Annotated in this window: 13 protein-coding genes; 7 read left to right on the plus strand and 6 right to left on the minus strand. The window is 65.4% G+C overall.

What is annotated here, in order from left to right:
* Positions 1–92 precede the first annotated feature (92 nt).
* Positions 93–2,084 (minus strand): TonB-dependent receptor plug domain-containing protein, encoded by a 1,992-nt coding sequence (locus FHP91_RS18550; RefSeq protein WP_144310993.1) that lies wholly within the window; start codon positions 2,082–2,084, stop codon positions 93–95.
* Between the two features lie 209 nt (positions 2,085–2,293).
* Here FHP91_RS18550 and FHP91_RS18555 point away from each other — a divergent pair, with 209 nt between their 5' ends.
* From FHP91_RS18555 to FHP91_RS18585, 7 genes are all read left to right on the plus strand, one after another.
* Positions 2,294–4,021 (plus strand): glutamine--tRNA ligase/YqeY domain fusion protein, encoded by a 1,728-nt coding sequence (locus FHP91_RS18555; RefSeq protein ID WP_144310994.1) that lies wholly within the window; start codon positions 2,294–2,296, stop codon positions 4,019–4,021.
* A gap of 35 nt (positions 4,022–4,056) precedes the next feature.
* Entirely contained in the window at positions 4,057–4,794 is a 738-nt protein-coding gene (locus FHP91_RS18560) for a hypothetical protein (protein ID WP_144310995.1), read from the plus strand.
* Positions 4,795–4,892: 98 nt separating this feature from the next.
* Positions 4,893–6,044 carry an efflux RND transporter periplasmic adaptor subunit gene (locus FHP91_RS18565; RefSeq protein WP_144310996.1) on the plus strand — a complete coding sequence of 384 codons (1,152 nt, stop codon included), beginning with the start codon at positions 4,893–4,895 and terminating at the stop codon, positions 6,042–6,044.
* Positions 6,045–6,050: 6 nt separating this feature from the next.
* Positions 6,051–6,740: an ABC transporter ATP-binding protein gene (locus FHP91_RS18570; protein WP_144310997.1), complete on the plus strand. Its 690-nt coding sequence runs from the start codon at positions 6,051–6,053 to the stop codon at positions 6,738–6,740.
* Positions 6,740–7,948 (plus strand): ABC transporter permease, encoded by a 1,209-nt coding sequence (locus tag FHP91_RS18575; RefSeq protein WP_144311095.1) that lies wholly within the window; start codon positions 6,740–6,742, stop codon positions 7,946–7,948. The genes FHP91_RS18570 and FHP91_RS18575 overlap by 1 nt, the downstream gene beginning before the upstream one ends.
* A 5-nt stretch (positions 7,949–7,953) precedes the next feature.
* Entirely contained in the window at positions 7,954–8,553 is a 600-nt protein-coding gene (locus FHP91_RS18580) for a hypothetical protein (protein WP_144310998.1), read from the plus strand.
* Between the two features lie 36 nt (positions 8,554–8,589).
* A complete protein-coding gene (locus FHP91_RS18585) occupies positions 8,590–9,789 on the plus strand; it encodes an ABC transporter permease (RefSeq protein WP_144310999.1) in 1,200 nt (399 codons plus the stop codon).
* 159 nt (positions 9,790–9,948) lie between these two features.
* On the opposite strand, the gene FHP91_RS18590 is transcribed toward FHP91_RS18585, so the two are convergent.
* Genes FHP91_RS18590 through FHP91_RS18610 form a run of 5 tightly spaced genes read right to left on the minus strand, consistent with a single transcriptional unit; the run spans position 9,949 to position 15,900 of the window.
* Positions 9,949–10,983, minus strand: a complete 1,035-nt coding sequence (locus FHP91_RS18590; protein WP_246116372.1) for a pseudouridine synthase — start codon at positions 10,981–10,983, stop codon at positions 9,949–9,951.
* Positions 10,984–11,020: 37 nt separating this feature from the next.
* Positions 11,021–12,706 (minus strand): Na(+)/H(+) antiporter subunit D, encoded by a 1,686-nt coding sequence (locus tag FHP91_RS18595; protein WP_144311000.1) that lies wholly within the window; start codon positions 12,704–12,706, stop codon positions 11,021–11,023.
* Positions 12,696–12,929: a hypothetical protein gene (locus FHP91_RS18600; RefSeq protein WP_144179233.1), complete on the minus strand. Its 234-nt coding sequence runs from the start codon at positions 12,927–12,929 to the stop codon at positions 12,696–12,698. The genes FHP91_RS18595 and FHP91_RS18600 overlap by 11 nt, the downstream gene beginning before the upstream one ends.
* On the minus strand, positions 12,929–14,413 hold the full coding sequence (locus FHP91_RS18605) for a monovalent cation/H+ antiporter subunit D family protein (protein ID WP_144311001.1): 1,485 nt from the start codon (positions 14,411–14,413) through the stop codon (positions 12,929–12,931). The genes FHP91_RS18600 and FHP91_RS18605 overlap by 1 nt, the downstream gene beginning before the upstream one ends.
* Positions 14,410–15,900, minus strand: coding sequence for a monovalent cation/H+ antiporter subunit D family protein (locus FHP91_RS18610; RefSeq protein WP_222105250.1), 1,491 nt, complete (start codon positions 15,898–15,900; stop codon positions 14,410–14,412). Before FHP91_RS18610 ends, FHP91_RS18605 begins: the two co-directional genes overlap by 4 nt.
* Positions 15,901–15,903: the final 3 nt, after the last annotated feature.

Below are 15,903 nucleotides of genomic sequence, written 5' to 3' on the forward strand. Positions count from 1 at the left end.
TGACCCTTAACCTAGAATTTGCTGGCCGAATGGTGGCCTGAAGACCCGCTCAGCGACGTTGATTTGCGTCACGCAGAAACACCCTGACACGGTTAATCGAGCGCCCACTGCGCGGTAAAGTGCACGCTTCGCTCAATTTCGTGTGTTGGGGACGGCATGTACAAGCGCCCGAATTCAGCATGTCGGGCATTCAGCAGATTTCGCCCGGTCACCGCAAGCGTGAGCTTGGGCGACACGCGCCAACCGTACTGAAGATCCAGCTCGGTATAAGACTTGATGGCGGTCGCACCCGGATCACGATTGACCAGCGCGCCCACATGTCGCACCACCATATCCATCGCATGTCCGGCGTACGGCTTCCAGGTCACGTGAGCGCTGAACTGATCCGACGGCACGCGCTGCATGTAGAACTCGGCCGCCGCATCGGTCAGCGAGTTGCCGGCCGACTCGGTCTGGGTATCAAGATGGGAGTAACTCACACGCATGCGCCACCGCGTCGAAGGCTGCCAATCGATCGCCGCTTCGACGCCGGTGACCGTGCCATGACCATCGAAACTGAGCGGCGCATCGACGATAAACCAGCCCCCGGAGGCATACACCCCGGCGTTGGACACGTTCCTCAGATTGCGATAGCGCATCACGAAGGCGGTGACATCGACATGCGTGGTTTCGGTCGGCTGCCCGCGATAGCCCAACTCGTAAGAACGAACACGCTCGGCGGCCAATGTGTCCGCGCTCCGGAAGACGATGCGGGTCGGCGGCGAGGCCGAGATGACCTGCGATGCGTACTGCATGTCGTATTCCACCCGCGCCGGTGTCCGAGACGCCTCCGACACCGCGCCCCACACCAGATGACTTGGCGCCACCTGCCAGGCCAGGCGCAGGTTGGGCTGCCATTCGTTCCCCGTCCAGCTGTGATGCTCGAACTTGAGCCCGGCCGTCAGGGTGAGCGCATCGGGAATCAGCGTGATCTCGTCGTGCACAAAGGCGCTGACCAGACCGAACTGCTGCTCGGGTTCGTCCACTTGAAAGAAGCCACGCCCGACGACCTCCTGGTCGTGATAACGCATGCCGGCACCGACAATCAGATCATGCGCCCCCGCCGAGAAACGGTACTGACCATCCAGATCCACGGAGCGGCGCAACTCGCTCAGAAAATTGCCAACCTGCGCATCCACGTACTGAAAGCTGCCTTGCAGCGCCCATTCGCGCCCGTTGTCCAGCGGCCGGTTCAAGCGCACCGTCAATCCGGCACCCTCGTCGCGCTGAACAAACCGGGTGGCTCGCAACAAGGTCGGCGAGGTGATATCCGGCACATTCCACAGATCACGGCTGTTGTTGCGGTAGACCTCGCCGACCACGCTCAATTCGCCGGTATCGCCGAGAAACTTCTCCAGTCGCAATCCCAGTCGCTGGGTCTGCCAGCTGTCTTCCCCCTGGCCCCCGTTGATCTGGCGCGAATCATCACGCGAGCGGCCTTGATAGCTGACACGGTAGTGCCCGTCTTCCAACGTGCCGCCATGGCGTACGTACACCAGTGCTCGATCCTCCGAACCTGTCGTGATTCGCGCCGCGTCACCTTGCGTGGCGCGCGCCCATTTGGTGATGACATTGACGATGCCATTGACCGCGTTGGCGCCCCAGATCGACGCGCCCGGGCCGCGAATCACCTCGATCCGGTCGACCTCGGCCAAGGGAATGTCGAGCGCCTCCCAGAAGGTCCCTGAGAACAGAGGTGAATACACCGTGCGGCCATCAACCATCACCAGCAGACTGTTGGTAAATCGCCCGTTGAAGCCCCGAACCCCCACTGCCCAGCGATTATTGCCGATAGCCGCCACCTGCACGCCGGGCACCAGGCGCAAGGCATCCGGCAGCGTCGTGACGCCCATGCGGGCGATATCCTCGGAAGAAACCACATGTACGGCAGCCGCGACGTCCCCAATATCCTGGCGCTTGCGCGCCACCGAAATGACTTCCTGTGCCACCAGTTCGCCGAGCGAGAAATCCATCGGATCGGTTTGCGCAAAGGCCGTCGCCTGGCAGGCCAGGATCACGGTCAGCACGTAGGGGCGCAATGTCATATGGGGTTCCAGCGTTTGCGTTCTTCGTTTTTATTGAAAGGTCTGCCTCACCGACGTTGCCGCCGACAGTGGCACACTCGATGCGTCAACGGCATATGACAGCCGCCCTTTAGCGCCACACAACATACGTCATGGCACAACGTCGCATGCCATTGCGCACGCCCGCATCGGCTACAATGGCAGGCTACTGTTTTCACTGCCGTTCAACCATGTCCCTCCCCGACAATTCCGACATCGCGCGCAACGCCCATTTCATCAGCAACCTGATCGAGGTCGATCGCCAGGCCGGCAAATGGGGCGGGCGTGTCGAAACCCGTTTTCCGCCAGAGCCCAATGGGTATCTGCATTATGGTCATGCAAAATCCATTTGTCTTAACTTCGGCATTGCAGAAAGTTTCGGCGGGGCATGTCATATGCGCTTCGACGACACCAATCCGGTCAAGGAAGAGCAGGAGTACGTCGACGCCATCATCGAGTCGGTGCAATGGCTCGGCTACGACTGGGGCGAGCATCTGTATTTCGCGTCGGACTATTTTGACACCATGGCCGCCTGTGCCGAGCACCTGATCCGCGCTGGCAAAGCCTATGTGGATTCACTCTCGGCCGACGACATGCGCGCCTACCGCGGCACGCTGACCGAGGCCGGCAAGGACAGCCCCTTCCGCACGCGCAGCATCGACGAAAACCTCGACCTCTTCGCCCGCATGAAAGCCGGCGAGTTCCCCGACGGCACGCACATCCTGCGCGCCAAGATCGACATGGCCTCGCCCAACATCAACCTGCGCGACCCGGCCATCTACCGCATTCGCCATGCCCACCACCACCGCACCGGTGACACCTGGTGCGTGTACCCGATGTACACCTTCGCCCACCCCATCGAGGACGCGATCGAGAACATCACCCACTCGCTGTGCACGCTTGAATTCGAAGATCAGCGCCCCTTCTACGACTGGCTGCTCGAGCAGCTCGCCGAGGGCGGCTTCTTCACCCGCCCGCTGCCACGCCAGATCGAGTTCGCCCGCCTCAACCTCACCTACGTCGTGCTGTCCAAGCGCAAGCTGGTGCAGCTGGTGGACGAAGGCCATGTCGACGGCTGGGATGACCCGCGCATGCCGACCCTGGTCGGCGCCCGCCGCCGCGGCTTCACTGCGGCCGGATTCCGCCTGTTTGCCGAGCGCGCAGGGGTGTCCAAGTCCGACGGCTGGATCGACATGAGCGTGCTCGAAGAGTGCATGCGTGAAGACCTCAACGACACGGCCGAGCGCCGCGTTGCCGTACTCGACCCGCTCAAGCTGATCATCACCAACTACCCCGAAAGCCAGAGCGAGCAATGCTTTGCGCCCAACCACCCGCTCAAGCCGGAACTGGGCCAGCGCGAGATGCCGCTCTCGCGCGAACTGTGGATCGAGCGCGAAGACTTCATGGAAACCCCGAGCAAGGGCTTCCGCCGCCTCTTCCCCGGCAACAAGGTGCGCCTGCGCTACGGCTATGTGGTCGAATGCACCGGCTGCGAGAAGGACGCCGCGGGCAATATCACCGCCGTCACCTGCGAATACTTCCCCGATTCCAAGTCGGGCACGCCCGGCGCCGACACCTACAAGGTCAAGGGCAACCTGCACTGGGTCAGTGTGCCCCACGCCTGCGAAGCCGAAGTGCGCCTCTACGACCGCCTCTTCGCCTACCCACAGCCCGGCCAGCGCCGCGAGGGCGATGCCCCCGATTTCGAGCGCGACTTCCTCACCGACATCAACCCGGACGCCAAGCGCCGCATCACCGCTCAGCTCGAACCGTCGCTGGCGCAAGTCACGGCCGAGTCGCGCTTCCAGTTTGAGCGCCACGGCTACTTCGTGGCCGACCGCTTCGACAGCCAAGCTGGCGCACCTGTGTTCAATCGCACGGTCACGCTCAAGGATTCGTGGCAGAAGTCGAAACCCTGAGGCACGCTCCCTTTTTTATCTGCACCTCGGAACCGATGACGACAGCCCGCACCCTCTACGACATCCTTCAGGTCAGCGCGACGGCCGAGCCGGCCATGATCAAGGCCGCTCACGTGCTGCTGTCGCGCCGGCTCGAAGCCAAGGGCGACGCCCCGGCCCTGCGCCTGCTCAATGACGCCTTCGCCACGTTGAACGACCCCGCGCTGCGCGCCGCCTACGACGAGCGCATCGCCGATCACTATGTGGCGCCCGCCAGCCCGCCGCCCCCGGCAAAGACGTCCGCAGCCAGCCCCCCGGCCTGGAGCCGCGCGCTGATGATCGCCGCCGCCCTTGTGGTGGGCTACGTCGCCGCCGCCATCTGGCACCAGCGCGCACTGACTCAGATGGTGCTCGAACACCAAAGCGCGATGGCCGAGCAACAAGTCGAACTGTCGCGTTACCAGCTCGAACAGAACGAGCGCCGGCAATCGGCCACGCAGGAGCGCTACGCCACCACGCAAGAGCGCCGCGCGCAGGAGCGGCAGGCTCAGCAAGAAGCCCGCGAACTGGCCGCCCTGCGCAGCCGGTTGGACCGCGAAGCCTCGGACTACCAGCGCACCAAGACCCGCGAAGAACAACAACGCGAGCGCGAAGCGCAACGCAAAGTCGAACAGGAGCGCGCCAACCGCGCCGCCGAAGCCCAACGCAACGCCATGCTGGCCGAGCGCCGACTGGCCGAAGAAAAACGCGAACTCGAGCGCCTGTACCGGGAAAAGTACCCGCAGTATCGCTAAGCATCACGGCGATGCTGGCCCGGCGCGACACCTCGCGCGGTTGCACCGGTCACCGATCGGGCGGATCATTAGCCCTTTTGAATACACAGCCTCGCCCCATGCGCGCACGCACCCTGCTTGTCCTTCTGTGCCTCATCGCCGCTGGCGCTGCCGCCGTGTGGTGGTTCAAGCGGCCCACGCCGATCCCGGTGGCGCTGGCCACGGTCGACCGCGGCCTCGTCGAAGCCACCGTCTCCAACACCCGCGCCGGTGAAATCGAAGCCTGCCAGCGCGCCAAGCTCTCTACCATCGCCGGCGGGCGCATTGAATACCTCGGCGTCAAGGAAGGCGACAAGGTCGTCGCCGGCCAGGTGCTGATGCGCCTGTGGAATGACGATCAAGCCGCTCAGGTCGTTGTCGCACAGCGCCAGCTCGAAACCGCCCAGCGCCGAGTCACTGAAATCTGCACCATGGCCGCCAATGCCCGCAGCGAGGCCGCCCGCCAGAGTGCCCTGCATAAGCGCGGCTTCGTCTCCGGCTCGGCCGAAGAAAAGGCGCGCACCGACGCCACCGCCCGCGAGGCCGCCTGCCGTACCAGCCAGTCCGACATTGCCGCCGCGCGCGCCCAGCTCGACGCGGCCCGCGCCAACACCGAACGCACCGTGCTCACCGCCCCCTTTGCCGGCACCATCGCCAAGATCGTCGGCGAGTTGGGCGAATACGCCACGCCCTCGCCGCCCGGCGTCGCCACGCCACCGGCCATCGACCTGATCGACGAAAGCTGCCTCTATGTGAAGGCGCCGATGGACGAGGTCGACGCGCCCAAGATTCACGCCGGTCAGACCGTGCGCATCACCCTCGACGCCCTGCCCGGCCGGGTGTTTGCCGGCCATGTGCGCCGCGTCGCACCCTATGTGTTCGCCGTCGAGAAGCAGGCCCGCACGGTCGATGTCGAGGTCGATTTCGACCACCCCGAAGAAGCCCGCGGCCTGCTCGTCGGCTACAGCGCTGACGCCGAGGTGATTCTCGAGTCGCGCCCGGACGTGCTGCGCATCCCCACCGCGGCGCTGCGCAGCAGCGGCGATGTGCTGCGCTACGACGCGGCCACCGGCACGCTGTCTGCCCAGCCGGTCAAGACCGGCATTGCCAACTGGGCGCAGACCGAAATCACCGACGGCCTGAGCGAGGGCGACCGCATCGTCACCTCGCTCGAACGCGACGGCATCGTCACCGGCGCCCTGGTCACGCCCGACACCGACGCGCCCAAGTAAGCCGCCATGGCACAGATCGAACTGGACAACATCCAGCGCATCTTCCAGCTCGGCGACAGCGAAGTGCATGCCCTGCAGGATGTGCAATTGCGCATCGACGCGGGCGAATATGTGTCGGTGATGGGCCCGTCCGGCTCGGGCAAGTCCACCCTGCTCAACCTGCTCGGCCTGCTCGACCGGCCCAACGACGGTCACTACCGCCTCGAAGGGCGCGACGTCACCACGCTCAGCGCCGACGAGCAGGCGCGCGTGCGCCGCGAACGCATCGGCTTCGTCTTCCAGAGCTTTCACCTCGTGCCACGCCTCACCGCCGAGGAGAACATCGCCCTGCCCCTGCTACTGGCCGGCATCTCGCCACACGATCGCAAGGCCCGCGTCGCCCAGGCGCTGGACGACTTCGGCCTCGCCAAACGCGGCGACCACCGCCCCGACCAGCTCTCCGGCGGCCAGCGCCAGCGCGTCGCCATCGCCCGCGCCACCATCATGCAGCCGGCCATGCTGCTGGCCGACGAGCCCACCGGCAACCTCGACCGCGCCACCGGCGAAGAAGTCACCCAATTGCTCGAAGCCCTCAACGGTCGCGGCGTGACGCTGATCGTCGTCACCCACGACCCGCACATGGGCGAGCGCGCGCAGCGGCAGATCCGCATGGAAGACGGCCGCATCGATTCGGACTCGAAACGCCCCGCGCCATGATGCGCAGCCGCGACATCCTCGGCTTTGCCACCCGGGCTGCCACCGCCTACCCCATGCGCACCGGGCTGATGATGCTGGCCATGGCCATCGGCGTGGCCGCCGTGGTGTTGCTTACCGCGCTGGGCGACGGCGCCCGCCGCTATGTGGTGCGCGAGTTCTCGGCGCTGGGCAGCAGCCTGATCATCGTTCTGCCGGGCCGCACCGAAACCGGCGGCGTCGGTGCCGGCAGCTTCGTCACCAACACCCCGCGCGACCTCACCGTCGACGACGCCGCCGCACTGCTGCGTGCCGGTCGGGTCACCCGTGTGGCGCCGCTGGTGCTGGGCAACTCCGAGATCGCCTACGCCGGCAAACTGCGCGAGGTGATGGTGATCGGCACCACCACCGCCTTTGCCGACATCCGCAACTATCGCCTCGGCCAGGGCCGCTTCCTGCCCGAGGAAGACTGGCGCCGCGGCTCGGCCGTGGCCGTCATCGGCGCCACCTTGCACCAGGAGCTATTCGGCGCCGAGCCCGCGCTGGGCCAGATGATCCGCGTCGGCGACAGGCGCTACCGCGTGATCGGCGTACTCGCCGCCTCGGGCTCGGGGCTGGGCATGAATGCCGACGAGCTGGTGATCATTCCCGTCGCCGCGGCACAAGCGCTGTTCAATGCCTCCAGCCTGTTCCGCATCTTCGCCGAAGCGCGCGACCGCGACGCCGTGCCCGCCGCCAAGACCCAGATCCTCGACATCCTCAAAGCCCGCCATGACGGCGAGGAGGATGTAACGCTGATCACCCAGGACGCCGTGCTCGGCACCTTCGACCGCATCCTCGGTGCGCTCACCCTGGCCGTCGCCGGGATCGCCGCCATCAGCCTGGCGGTGGCCGGCATTCTGGTGATGAACGTGATGCTCGTCGCCATCACCCAGCGCACCAGCGAAATCGGCCTGCTCAAGGCGCTGGGCGCCACCGGCAGCATCATCCGTCTGGTGTTTCTCACCGAGGCCGCGCTGCTGTCCATCGCCGGCGCGCTGGCGGGCCTGCTGCTCGGCCATCTCGGCGCCTGGGGGCTGCGGCTGATGTTCCCGGTGCTGCCGGCCTACCCGCCGGACTGGGCGGTGTTCGCCGGCCTCGGCACCGCCATCGTCACCGGTGTGCTGTTCGGCGTCATGCCGGCCCGCCACGCCGCCACGCTGGATGCGGTCGACGCCCTGTCCAAGAGGTAAACCCAATGTATCCCAGCCTCACCGTCCTGTTAAACGACGAGCACTTGGTGACAGTTGCTGCGCACGGCCTGAATATCATGCAGGTTTCCGTCTTCGGCAACTGTGTATCCCATGAAATTGGGCACTGCGACGTCAGTGGAGGCCTCTATAACGAAGGGCCAGAGAATGTTTCTCTGTCCTGGCTTCCACTCCCAGAACTACTGGCCGAAGACGAATTGACCGTTAGATTTCTCGAAGCGGAAGCGTGTTCAAATCCCGGAAGAACGCTGGAGGAACTGTATCCAGAAGGGCTGTGTTCCGACACCCCTTGGGTTCCTTTCGAGCAGGCTGTGGACAATCTTGCGCAAATGCCGCGCTTACGAGAAGGATTTGATTTCGAGATAACGATGCCCACGGGTGAGTCTCTCAAAGCAACAACAAAGGCCGGCGATCATAGCTATAGCTTTTCCGTCACGTGGGACTGGACCCGTCCTGCGCAAGCCCGCGTATCGCTCCGCTCGAACTCGCTCAAGTCTCTTTCAGAGCGCAGCGGCGGACATTCACATGCTCGCGTGAAGTTGAGTTTTGGCGACGAGGTGCGACTCCGTGTTGAAAGCGCAAAGTAGCCTGCAGCCGCGTCGGCAAGAGCGTGATCCGACGGGATGAACTGGCGCGACTTTCTCTCGCTGTCGGTTCGGGCCCTGGTTGCCCAGCGCCTGCGCAGCTTTCTGACCCTGCTCGGCATCGCGGTCGGTATCGCCGCGGTGATCCTGCTGACCTCCATCGGTGAGGGCATCCACCAGTTCGTGCTGGCCGAGTTCACCCAGTTCGGCACCAATGTGATCGAGATCGCCCCCGGCAAGAAAGGCGCCCGCGGCGGCCCGCCGGGTCTGCCCAGCACCTCGCGCCCGCTCACCCTGGCCGACGCCCAGGCGCTGGAGCGCGTGCCGGGCGTCACCGCGGTCACCCCGGTGGTGTGGGGCAATTCGGAGATCGAAGGCAATGGCCGGGTGCGCCGCAGCTCGGTATACGGCGTCGGCCCGGCCATGGTGCAGGCCTTCACCATGAGCGTGCGCAGCGGTCAGTTCCTGCCGGACGATAACGCCAGCCAGCCCCGCGCGCTGGCGGTACTCGGCGCCACGCTCAAGCAGGAGTTGTTCGGCTCGCAGAACGCGCTCGGCCAACGCATCCGCATCGGCGGCGAACGCTTTCGGGTGATCGGCGTAATGGAAGCGAAGGGCCAGTTCCTCGGCACCGACCTCGACGACACCGCCTACATCCCCACCGGCCGCGCGCTGGCGCTGTACAACCGCGAGGGGCTGATGGAGATCAACGTGTCGTATCAGGAGGGCGTGTCATCCGAGCAGGTCAGCGCGAGCGTGACCCGCTTGCTCATCGCCCGCCACGGCCGCGAAGACTTTGCGCTGACCACCCAGGCCGACATGCTCGACAGCCTGTCCAATATTCTCGACATCCTCACCGCCGCGGTCGGCGCGCTGGGCGGCATCTCGCTGCTGGTGGGCGGGGTCGGCATCGTCACCATCATGACCATCGCGGTGACCGAGCGCACCGGCGAGATCGGCCTGCTGGTGGCCCTCGGCGCGCGTCGGCGCACCATCCTCGCGCTGTTTCTCGGCGAGGCCGTGGCGCTGGCGGCGGTGGGTGGATTGATCGGCCTGGTCGCCGGCGTCGCCCTGGCGCAGCTGGTGGGCCTGCTGGTACCGGCGCTGCCGGTGCACACGCCGTGGGAATTCGCCGTGCTGGCCGAGGTCTCGGCCGTGCTCATCGGCCTCGCCGCCGGCGTGCTGCCGGCGCGCAAGGCAACCACGCTGGACCCGGTGGAGGCGCTACGGGCAGATTGATGCATCGCCCGGATGCAGCGCAGCGGAATCCGGGATTCATCGCCTGAACACGCACAAACTCTGGAATCCAAGAGACATCGGATCGTGGCGCAAGCCGTGCCTGTTTCACCACCGGCCCCGGATTCCGCTGCGCAGCATCCGGGGCTACGTTTGCCGGCCTTAAAACCCTTCGTTCGGACGCAGATACCGCCACTGCCCCACCGGCAGATCGGCAAGCACGACCTTGCCGATACGCACCCGCTTGAGGCCGACGACTTTCAGGCCGACCAGCTCGCACATGCGGCGGATCTGGCGCTTGCGCCCTTCCTTGAGAATGAAGCTGAGCTGGTCTTCGTTCTGCCAGCGCACCGTGGCCGGGCGCAGGACTTTGCCGTCCAGGCTCAGTCCGTGGTTGAGCAGGGCCAGGCCATCGTCGGACAACGCGCCCGAGACGCGCACGAGATACTCTTTTTCGACCGTGGAATCGTCGCCGATGAGCTGGCGGGCGATGCGCCCGTCCTGGGTGAGGATGAGCAGGCCGGTGGAATCGATGTCGAGTCGGCCGGCGGGGGCCAGGCCCTTGAGGTGGTCGCGCGAGAAGGTACCGCCACCGAACAGGCGGTCGGGGGTGACCAGCGTGACCGCGGCCTGATGGCCGTCTTCGGGCTGCGCCGAGACAAAGCTCATCGGCTTGTGCAGCACGATGGTGACCCGCTCGGCCTGCTTGGCTTCGCCGCGCTTGTCGAGCGTCACCGTGGCGTCGGGCGAGATGCGCGTGCCCAGTTCATTGACGCGCTGGCCATCGACAAACACCCAGCCGCGCTCGATCAGCGCGTCGGCCTCGCGGCGCGAGCACATGCCGCGCTGAGCCATGACTTTGGACAGGCGTACGCCGTCGGCGGTCGGCTTTTCGGGCACCGGCGGGGTCGGCATGGGTCGCAGCGTCACGCCCTCGGCCAGAGTGATGACCGCATCGGGCGAAATCCGGGTGCCGAGTTCGGTGATTCGCTTGCCGTCGACAAACACGTCACCGCGGGCGATCAGGGCGTCGGCGTCGCGGCGATTGCACATGCCGCGTTCGACCATGATTTTGGACAGGCGCACGCCTTGCGGCGCGGCGGTTTCCGACGCCGGTTGCGGTGCGGCGGGCGCGCGTTGCAGGCGACGAGGGGTGTCGGACGATGGGGTGGCGGGCGCTTGGCGGGTCGGTTTCATGGCTGCACGGCAAAAGACAATGCCGCAGTTTACCGCCTCAGGACAGATAGAACAGTGCCAGATACATCATCAGTAGCAAAGCGACCCACATCACCATGCTGCCGGACGGCCAGGTGCGCGCCAGCACGCCGCGCGTGCCGTAGTGCCGGCGCAAGCTACCGAGCAGATTGGCAATGCCGCGCATGAGTACCAGCACCACCTCGCGAATCTCGATACTGACGCCGTAGACCATCACTTTGACCCAGCGCGGGCCGAGCGTGCGGTAGAACCAGTCGATGTCGATCAGCGAGCCGAGCATCTTGACCAGGTGCCCGCGCAGCAGAAAGAACACCACCGTGGTGGCCAGCAGCAGCTGAAGCTGGAAGACCACATGCGAGCCGGTGTAGGGCTGGTAGTCGATCGGGTACGGCAGCAGGTCGTAAAGCAGCGGCGGGTAGCAACCCACCGCGAGGCTGGTCAGCGCGAGCAGGCGCATGCCCCAGCGCTGGCTGGGCGGCGCTTCTTCGGCGTCGAGATCGCGGGATTCACCAAAGAAGACGAAGACCACCACTTTCAAGCCTGCGGCCAGGAACACGCCCGCGGCGATCACCATCATCGCCAGCCACACCCAAGTCAGGTGCGCGTCGGCCGCTGCCTGCAGCACCAGCGATTTGGTGATGAAGCCGGCCGTGAGTGGCGCCGACATGGCCAGCGCGCCGAAGATGGCGAAACCGGTGGTGACCGGCATCTGCCGCGCCAGACCGCCCAGATCGGTGCAGTCGCGCTTGCCGGTCTGCACAATCACCGCGCCGATCGCCATCAGCAGCAGCGCCTTGTACACAATGTGCGCAAAGGCATGCGCCGCCACGCCGTTGAGCGCCATCTCCGTGCCAATGCCGATGCCCGCGATCATGAAGCCGACCTGATTAACGATGGCGTAGGCCAGCACGCGCCGAGCGGTGTTTTCGATGAGCGCGTAGATCAGGCCGTAGCCCGCCATCAGCAGACCAATCGGGATCAACACCTCGGCGCCGGGGAAGCTGCGCATCAGCACATACACCGCCGTCTTGGTGGTGAAGGCCGAGAGGAACACCATGCCGCTCCACGAGGCGCGCGGATAGGCGTCAGGAATCCACGACCAGAACGGGAAGGCGCCCGCGTTGATCAGGACACCGGCGAGAATCAGCCAGTGCGCGACGCCCTCGAGCGCCAGCGGCTCGATGCTCAGGCTGCCGCCGCCCACCAGATGCGCGGTGATGCCGGCCATGAACACCACGCCGCCGAACAGGTGCACCATCAGGTAGCGCATCGCCGCCGGATAGGCTTCACGGCCGCCGGCCCAGATCACCAGCGTTGAGCCGATCGCCATCAGCTCCCAGAACAGGAACAGGGTGATCCAGTCGCCCGCCAGCACCGCGCCCACCGCCGCGCCACCGTACACAAAGGCGGCCGGCACTTCGAGCCGGCTACGCTGGCCCATTGCATACACACTGCCGACAAACAAGGCCAGCATGAACACCAGGGCAAACAGCCGGCCCAGGCGATCGACCTGCAGCACATCGAGCAGATAGTCGAGAAAGGGCACGCCGCCGTAGATGCCCTCGGGGATCTGCCACAACAGCCACGCAGCGACGAGCGGCAAGCTCAGCGACAGCAGCACCCGCGGCGCACCGCGCAGGAAGCCCATCACAATGCCGCCGAGAATCAGCCAGATCGCAGGATGGTGGAGGAGTTCAGCGTCCATCTTCATCCTCCCGCGGTCCGAAAATGCGACCCAGGCCACGCGCCAACACCACCAGCACCGCGCAAGCGAGCATCGGGAACCAGGCATTGAAGCCCGGCACGGCATCAATGCCGAAATGCGGGTGCGACTCAACAAACAGGCCGGCGACCAGCATCAGCAGCAAGGCCGCCAGCAGCGTGTGCCACAGACGTTTGCCCGGAGAAAACAACGCGTTCTGTCGCATCAGAAGGCCCCCGCCACGGCGCGCGCCAGTCGCAACACCGGCTCGTGATAGAAGAACAGGCCGATCGTCATCGACGCCGTTGCGGTTTGCGCAAACACCATCAGCAGCGGCGCCTCGCCATGCGCCGCATGATGCTCGTCGTGGTGATCATCATCGTCACTGGGCGGCTCACGGAAGAAGGCACGCCACACAATCGGCAGAAAATAGCCGGCGTTGAGCAAGGTGCTGAGCGCCAGCACCCCCACCGCCAGCCAGTGTTCCAGGCTAATCGCCGCGGACAGGATGTACCACTTCGACACGAAACCGGCCGCCGGCGGCAGACCGATCATCGACAGCGCGCCAATCGAGAAGGCCACCATGGTCCAGGGCATGCGTCGACCAATGCCGTCGAGCTGGCTGACCTCGGTTTTGTGCGCGGCGGTGTAGATCGAGCCGGCCGCGAAGAACAGGGTGATCTTGCCCAGCGCATGGGCGGCGATATGCAGCACGGCACCGACAATGGAAATCGGGGCCAGCAAGGTCGCGGCCAGAGTGACATACGACAGCTGACTGACCGTCGAGTAGGCCAACCGCCGCTTGAGGTTGTCCGCGCGCAGCGCCACGATGGACGCCGAGAGGATGCTGAAACCGGCGATGACGGGCACCCAGTCGGCGCTGCCAAGCGACATCAGGTTGTCGGTGCCGAAGATATACACGATCACCTTGACGATGGTGAACACACCCGCCTTGACCACCGCCACCGCATGCAGCAGGGCCGACACCGGCGTGGGCGCCACCATCGCCGCCGGCAGCCAGCGATGGAAAGGCATCAACGCCGCCTTACCGATACCGAACATGTAGAGCACCAGCAACAGCGCCGTGCCGGTCGCACCGAGGTGGCCGGCGAGGATGCCGCCCTGACGGAAATCGAGCGTGCCCGCAATCACCCAGGTGGCCAGCAGGCCGGAGAGCAGGAACGCGATCGAGGTGCCCAGCAACACGCCAAGGTAAGTACGGGCCGAATTTCGTGCGTGATCGGTGCCATGGTGCGTCACCAGCGGATAGGTGATCAGCGTCATGGCCTCGTAGAACATGAACAAGGTGAGCATGTTGCCGGCCAGCGCGATGCCTTGGGCAGCAAAGATGGCGCCGGCAAAACACACGAAGAAGCGGGTTTGCTTCTTCTCCTTGTTGCCGCGCATGTAGCCGATCGAATACAGGGTGCTGATGATCCACAGGCCCGATGAGATCACCGAGAACACCGCCCCCAGCGGCTCGACCGCCAGGCGCAGGGTCAGCCCCGGCAGCATCTCGATGAGCGTCAGCCCGGGGCGCGCGCCGCCCAACACGTCGACCGCCAGCTGAATCGACTCGGAGAACAGCACGACGGCGGTGATCAGGGTGATCGCTTCGCGCACGTTCGGCCAGCGGCCGGCCAGCGCCAGCAGCAACATGCCGACCAGCGGCGTGAGCAGCAGACTGATCAGTTGGATGTCTTCAGTCATTGGCCGACACCCGGGTTGTACATGAGCACCTCGGCCACGCGCATGGAAACCTCGCTGGACCAGGTGGCGTCGATACCGAAATACACGCAAGCAGCGATCATCGCCAGCGCCGGCAATTGCATCGACAGCGGCGCCTCGCCCGGCGCCGGATGGTCGGCCGGCGGTGCGCGGAAGTACGCCACCTCAACAAAGCGCCAGACGTAAATCACCGCCAGCAGCGAGCTGGCCAGCACCGCGCCCACCAGCCACCACTGCCCCTCATGCATCGCGGCGCTAACGAGGTACCACTTGCTGATGAAGCCGGCCGTGCCCGGCACGCCGATCAGGCTCAGGCCGCCGACCACCATGGCAAAGGCCGCCACCGGCATGGTGTGACCCAGCCCCGCGAGCCGGTCAAACCCGGCGCCACCACAGCGCAGCACCACCCCGCCGAGCACCAGAAACAGTCCGCCCTTGGTCAACGCGTGGTTGAACAGGTGCATGGCCGAGGCCATCAGGCCCTCAACCGAGTCCAGGCTGATGCCGAGCGTGATGTAGCCGATCTGCGACACGCTGGAATACGCCAGCAGCCGCTTCATGTCGTGCTGGAAAATCGCCACCACGGCCGGGATGAACATGGCCGCCAGCGACAGCCCGAGCAGGATCGCGCCAGTGGCGCGCGCATCGAACACCTCGGTCGCGCCGAAAATGGTGAAGAAATAGCGCATCAGCACATAGATCGACACCTTGGTGGCTGTCGCCGCCAGAAAGGCGGACACCGGCGACGGCGCGTAGGCATAGGCGTTGGGCAGCCACAGATGCAGGGGGAACAGCGCGATCTTCAGCGAAATACCGACGGTGATGAAGGCCAGCGCCGCCAGCACGCCGCGCGAATCGCCAACATCGACAAGACGCGTCGCCATGTCGGCAAGGTTCAATGTGCCGGTTTCGAGATAGAGCAAACCGACACCGACCACATACAGGGTCGCGCCGATGGTGCCCATCAACAGGTATTGATACGCCGCGACCAAGGCCCGCCGGTCTCGCCCCATGGCGATCAGCACATAGGTGGCCAGCGAGGACACCTCGAGAAACACAAACACGTTGAAGGCGTCGCCGGTGACCAGAATGCCGAGCAGGCCCGCCAGACACAGCATCATCAGCGCGTAGTAGAGATAGTGCTCTTCGCTGCGCACTTCGGCGGCGATGCCGACACGGCTGTAGGGCATCACGATCAGCCCCATCGCGGCCACGATCACCGCCACAAAGGCGCCGGCCGCGTCGATGCGGTATTCGATGCCCAGCGGCGCCTCCCAACTGCCCATGGCGTAGACGAGGGTGCCTTCGGACAGCGTCTGGGCCAGCAGGCTGGCTGCGATGCCAAAGGTGATCGCCGTCGCCAGCAAGGCGATCAGCCAGCTTGCCAGCGATCGTCGAGCAAACACGATGAGCGGCGCGGCCATCAGCGGCACCACCACCAACAAGGCGGGAAAATGCTGTGTCAGCACGGG

Origin of the sequence: Denitromonas halophila (assembly GCF_007625155.1) — a bacterium.
GTDB classification, from domain to species: Bacteria; Pseudomonadota; Gammaproteobacteria; order Burkholderiales; family Rhodocyclaceae; genus Nitrogeniibacter; species Nitrogeniibacter halophilus.

What these genes read in the sequence shown, in the direction of transcription:
- FHP91_RS18550 (WP_144310993.1), bottom strand. Translation starts at nt 2,084, where the DNA reads ATGACATTGCGCCCCTACGTGCTGACCGTGATCCTGGCCTGCCAGGCG.
- FHP91_RS18555 (WP_144310994.1), top strand. Translation starts at nt 2,294, where the DNA reads ATGTCCCTCCCCGACAATTCCGACATCGCGCGCAACGCCCATTTCATC.
- FHP91_RS18560 (WP_144310995.1), top strand. Translation starts at nt 4,057, where the DNA reads ATGACGACAGCCCGCACCCTCTACGACATCCTTCAGGTCAGCGCGACG.
- FHP91_RS18565 (WP_144310996.1), top strand. Translation starts at nt 4,893, where the DNA reads ATGCGCGCACGCACCCTGCTTGTCCTTCTGTGCCTCATCGCCGCTGGC.
- FHP91_RS18570 (WP_144310997.1), top strand. Translation starts at nt 6,051, where the DNA reads ATGGCACAGATCGAACTGGACAACATCCAGCGCATCTTCCAGCTCGGC.
- FHP91_RS18575 (WP_144311095.1), top strand. Translation starts at nt 6,740, where the DNA reads ATGCGCAGCCGCGACATCCTCGGCTTTGCCACCCGGGCTGCCACCGCC.
- FHP91_RS18580 (WP_144310998.1), top strand. Translation starts at nt 7,954, where the DNA reads ATGTATCCCAGCCTCACCGTCCTGTTAAACGACGAGCACTTGGTGACA.
- FHP91_RS18585 (WP_144310999.1), top strand. Translation starts at nt 8,590, where the DNA reads ATGAACTGGCGCGACTTTCTCTCGCTGTCGGTTCGGGCCCTGGTTGCC.
- FHP91_RS18590 (WP_246116372.1), bottom strand. Translation starts at nt 10,983, where the DNA reads ATGAAACCGACCCGCCAAGCGCCCGCCACCCCATCGTCCGACACCCCT.
- FHP91_RS18595 (WP_144311000.1), bottom strand. Translation starts at nt 12,706, where the DNA reads ATGGACGCTGAACTCCTCCACCATCCTGCGATCTGGCTGATTCTCGGC.
- FHP91_RS18600 (WP_144179233.1), bottom strand. Translation starts at nt 12,929, where the DNA reads ATGCGACAGAACGCGTTGTTTTCTCCGGGCAAACGTCTGTGGCACACG.
- FHP91_RS18605 (WP_144311001.1), bottom strand. Translation starts at nt 14,413, where the DNA reads ATGACTGAAGACATCCAACTGATCAGTCTGCTGCTCACGCCGCTGGTC.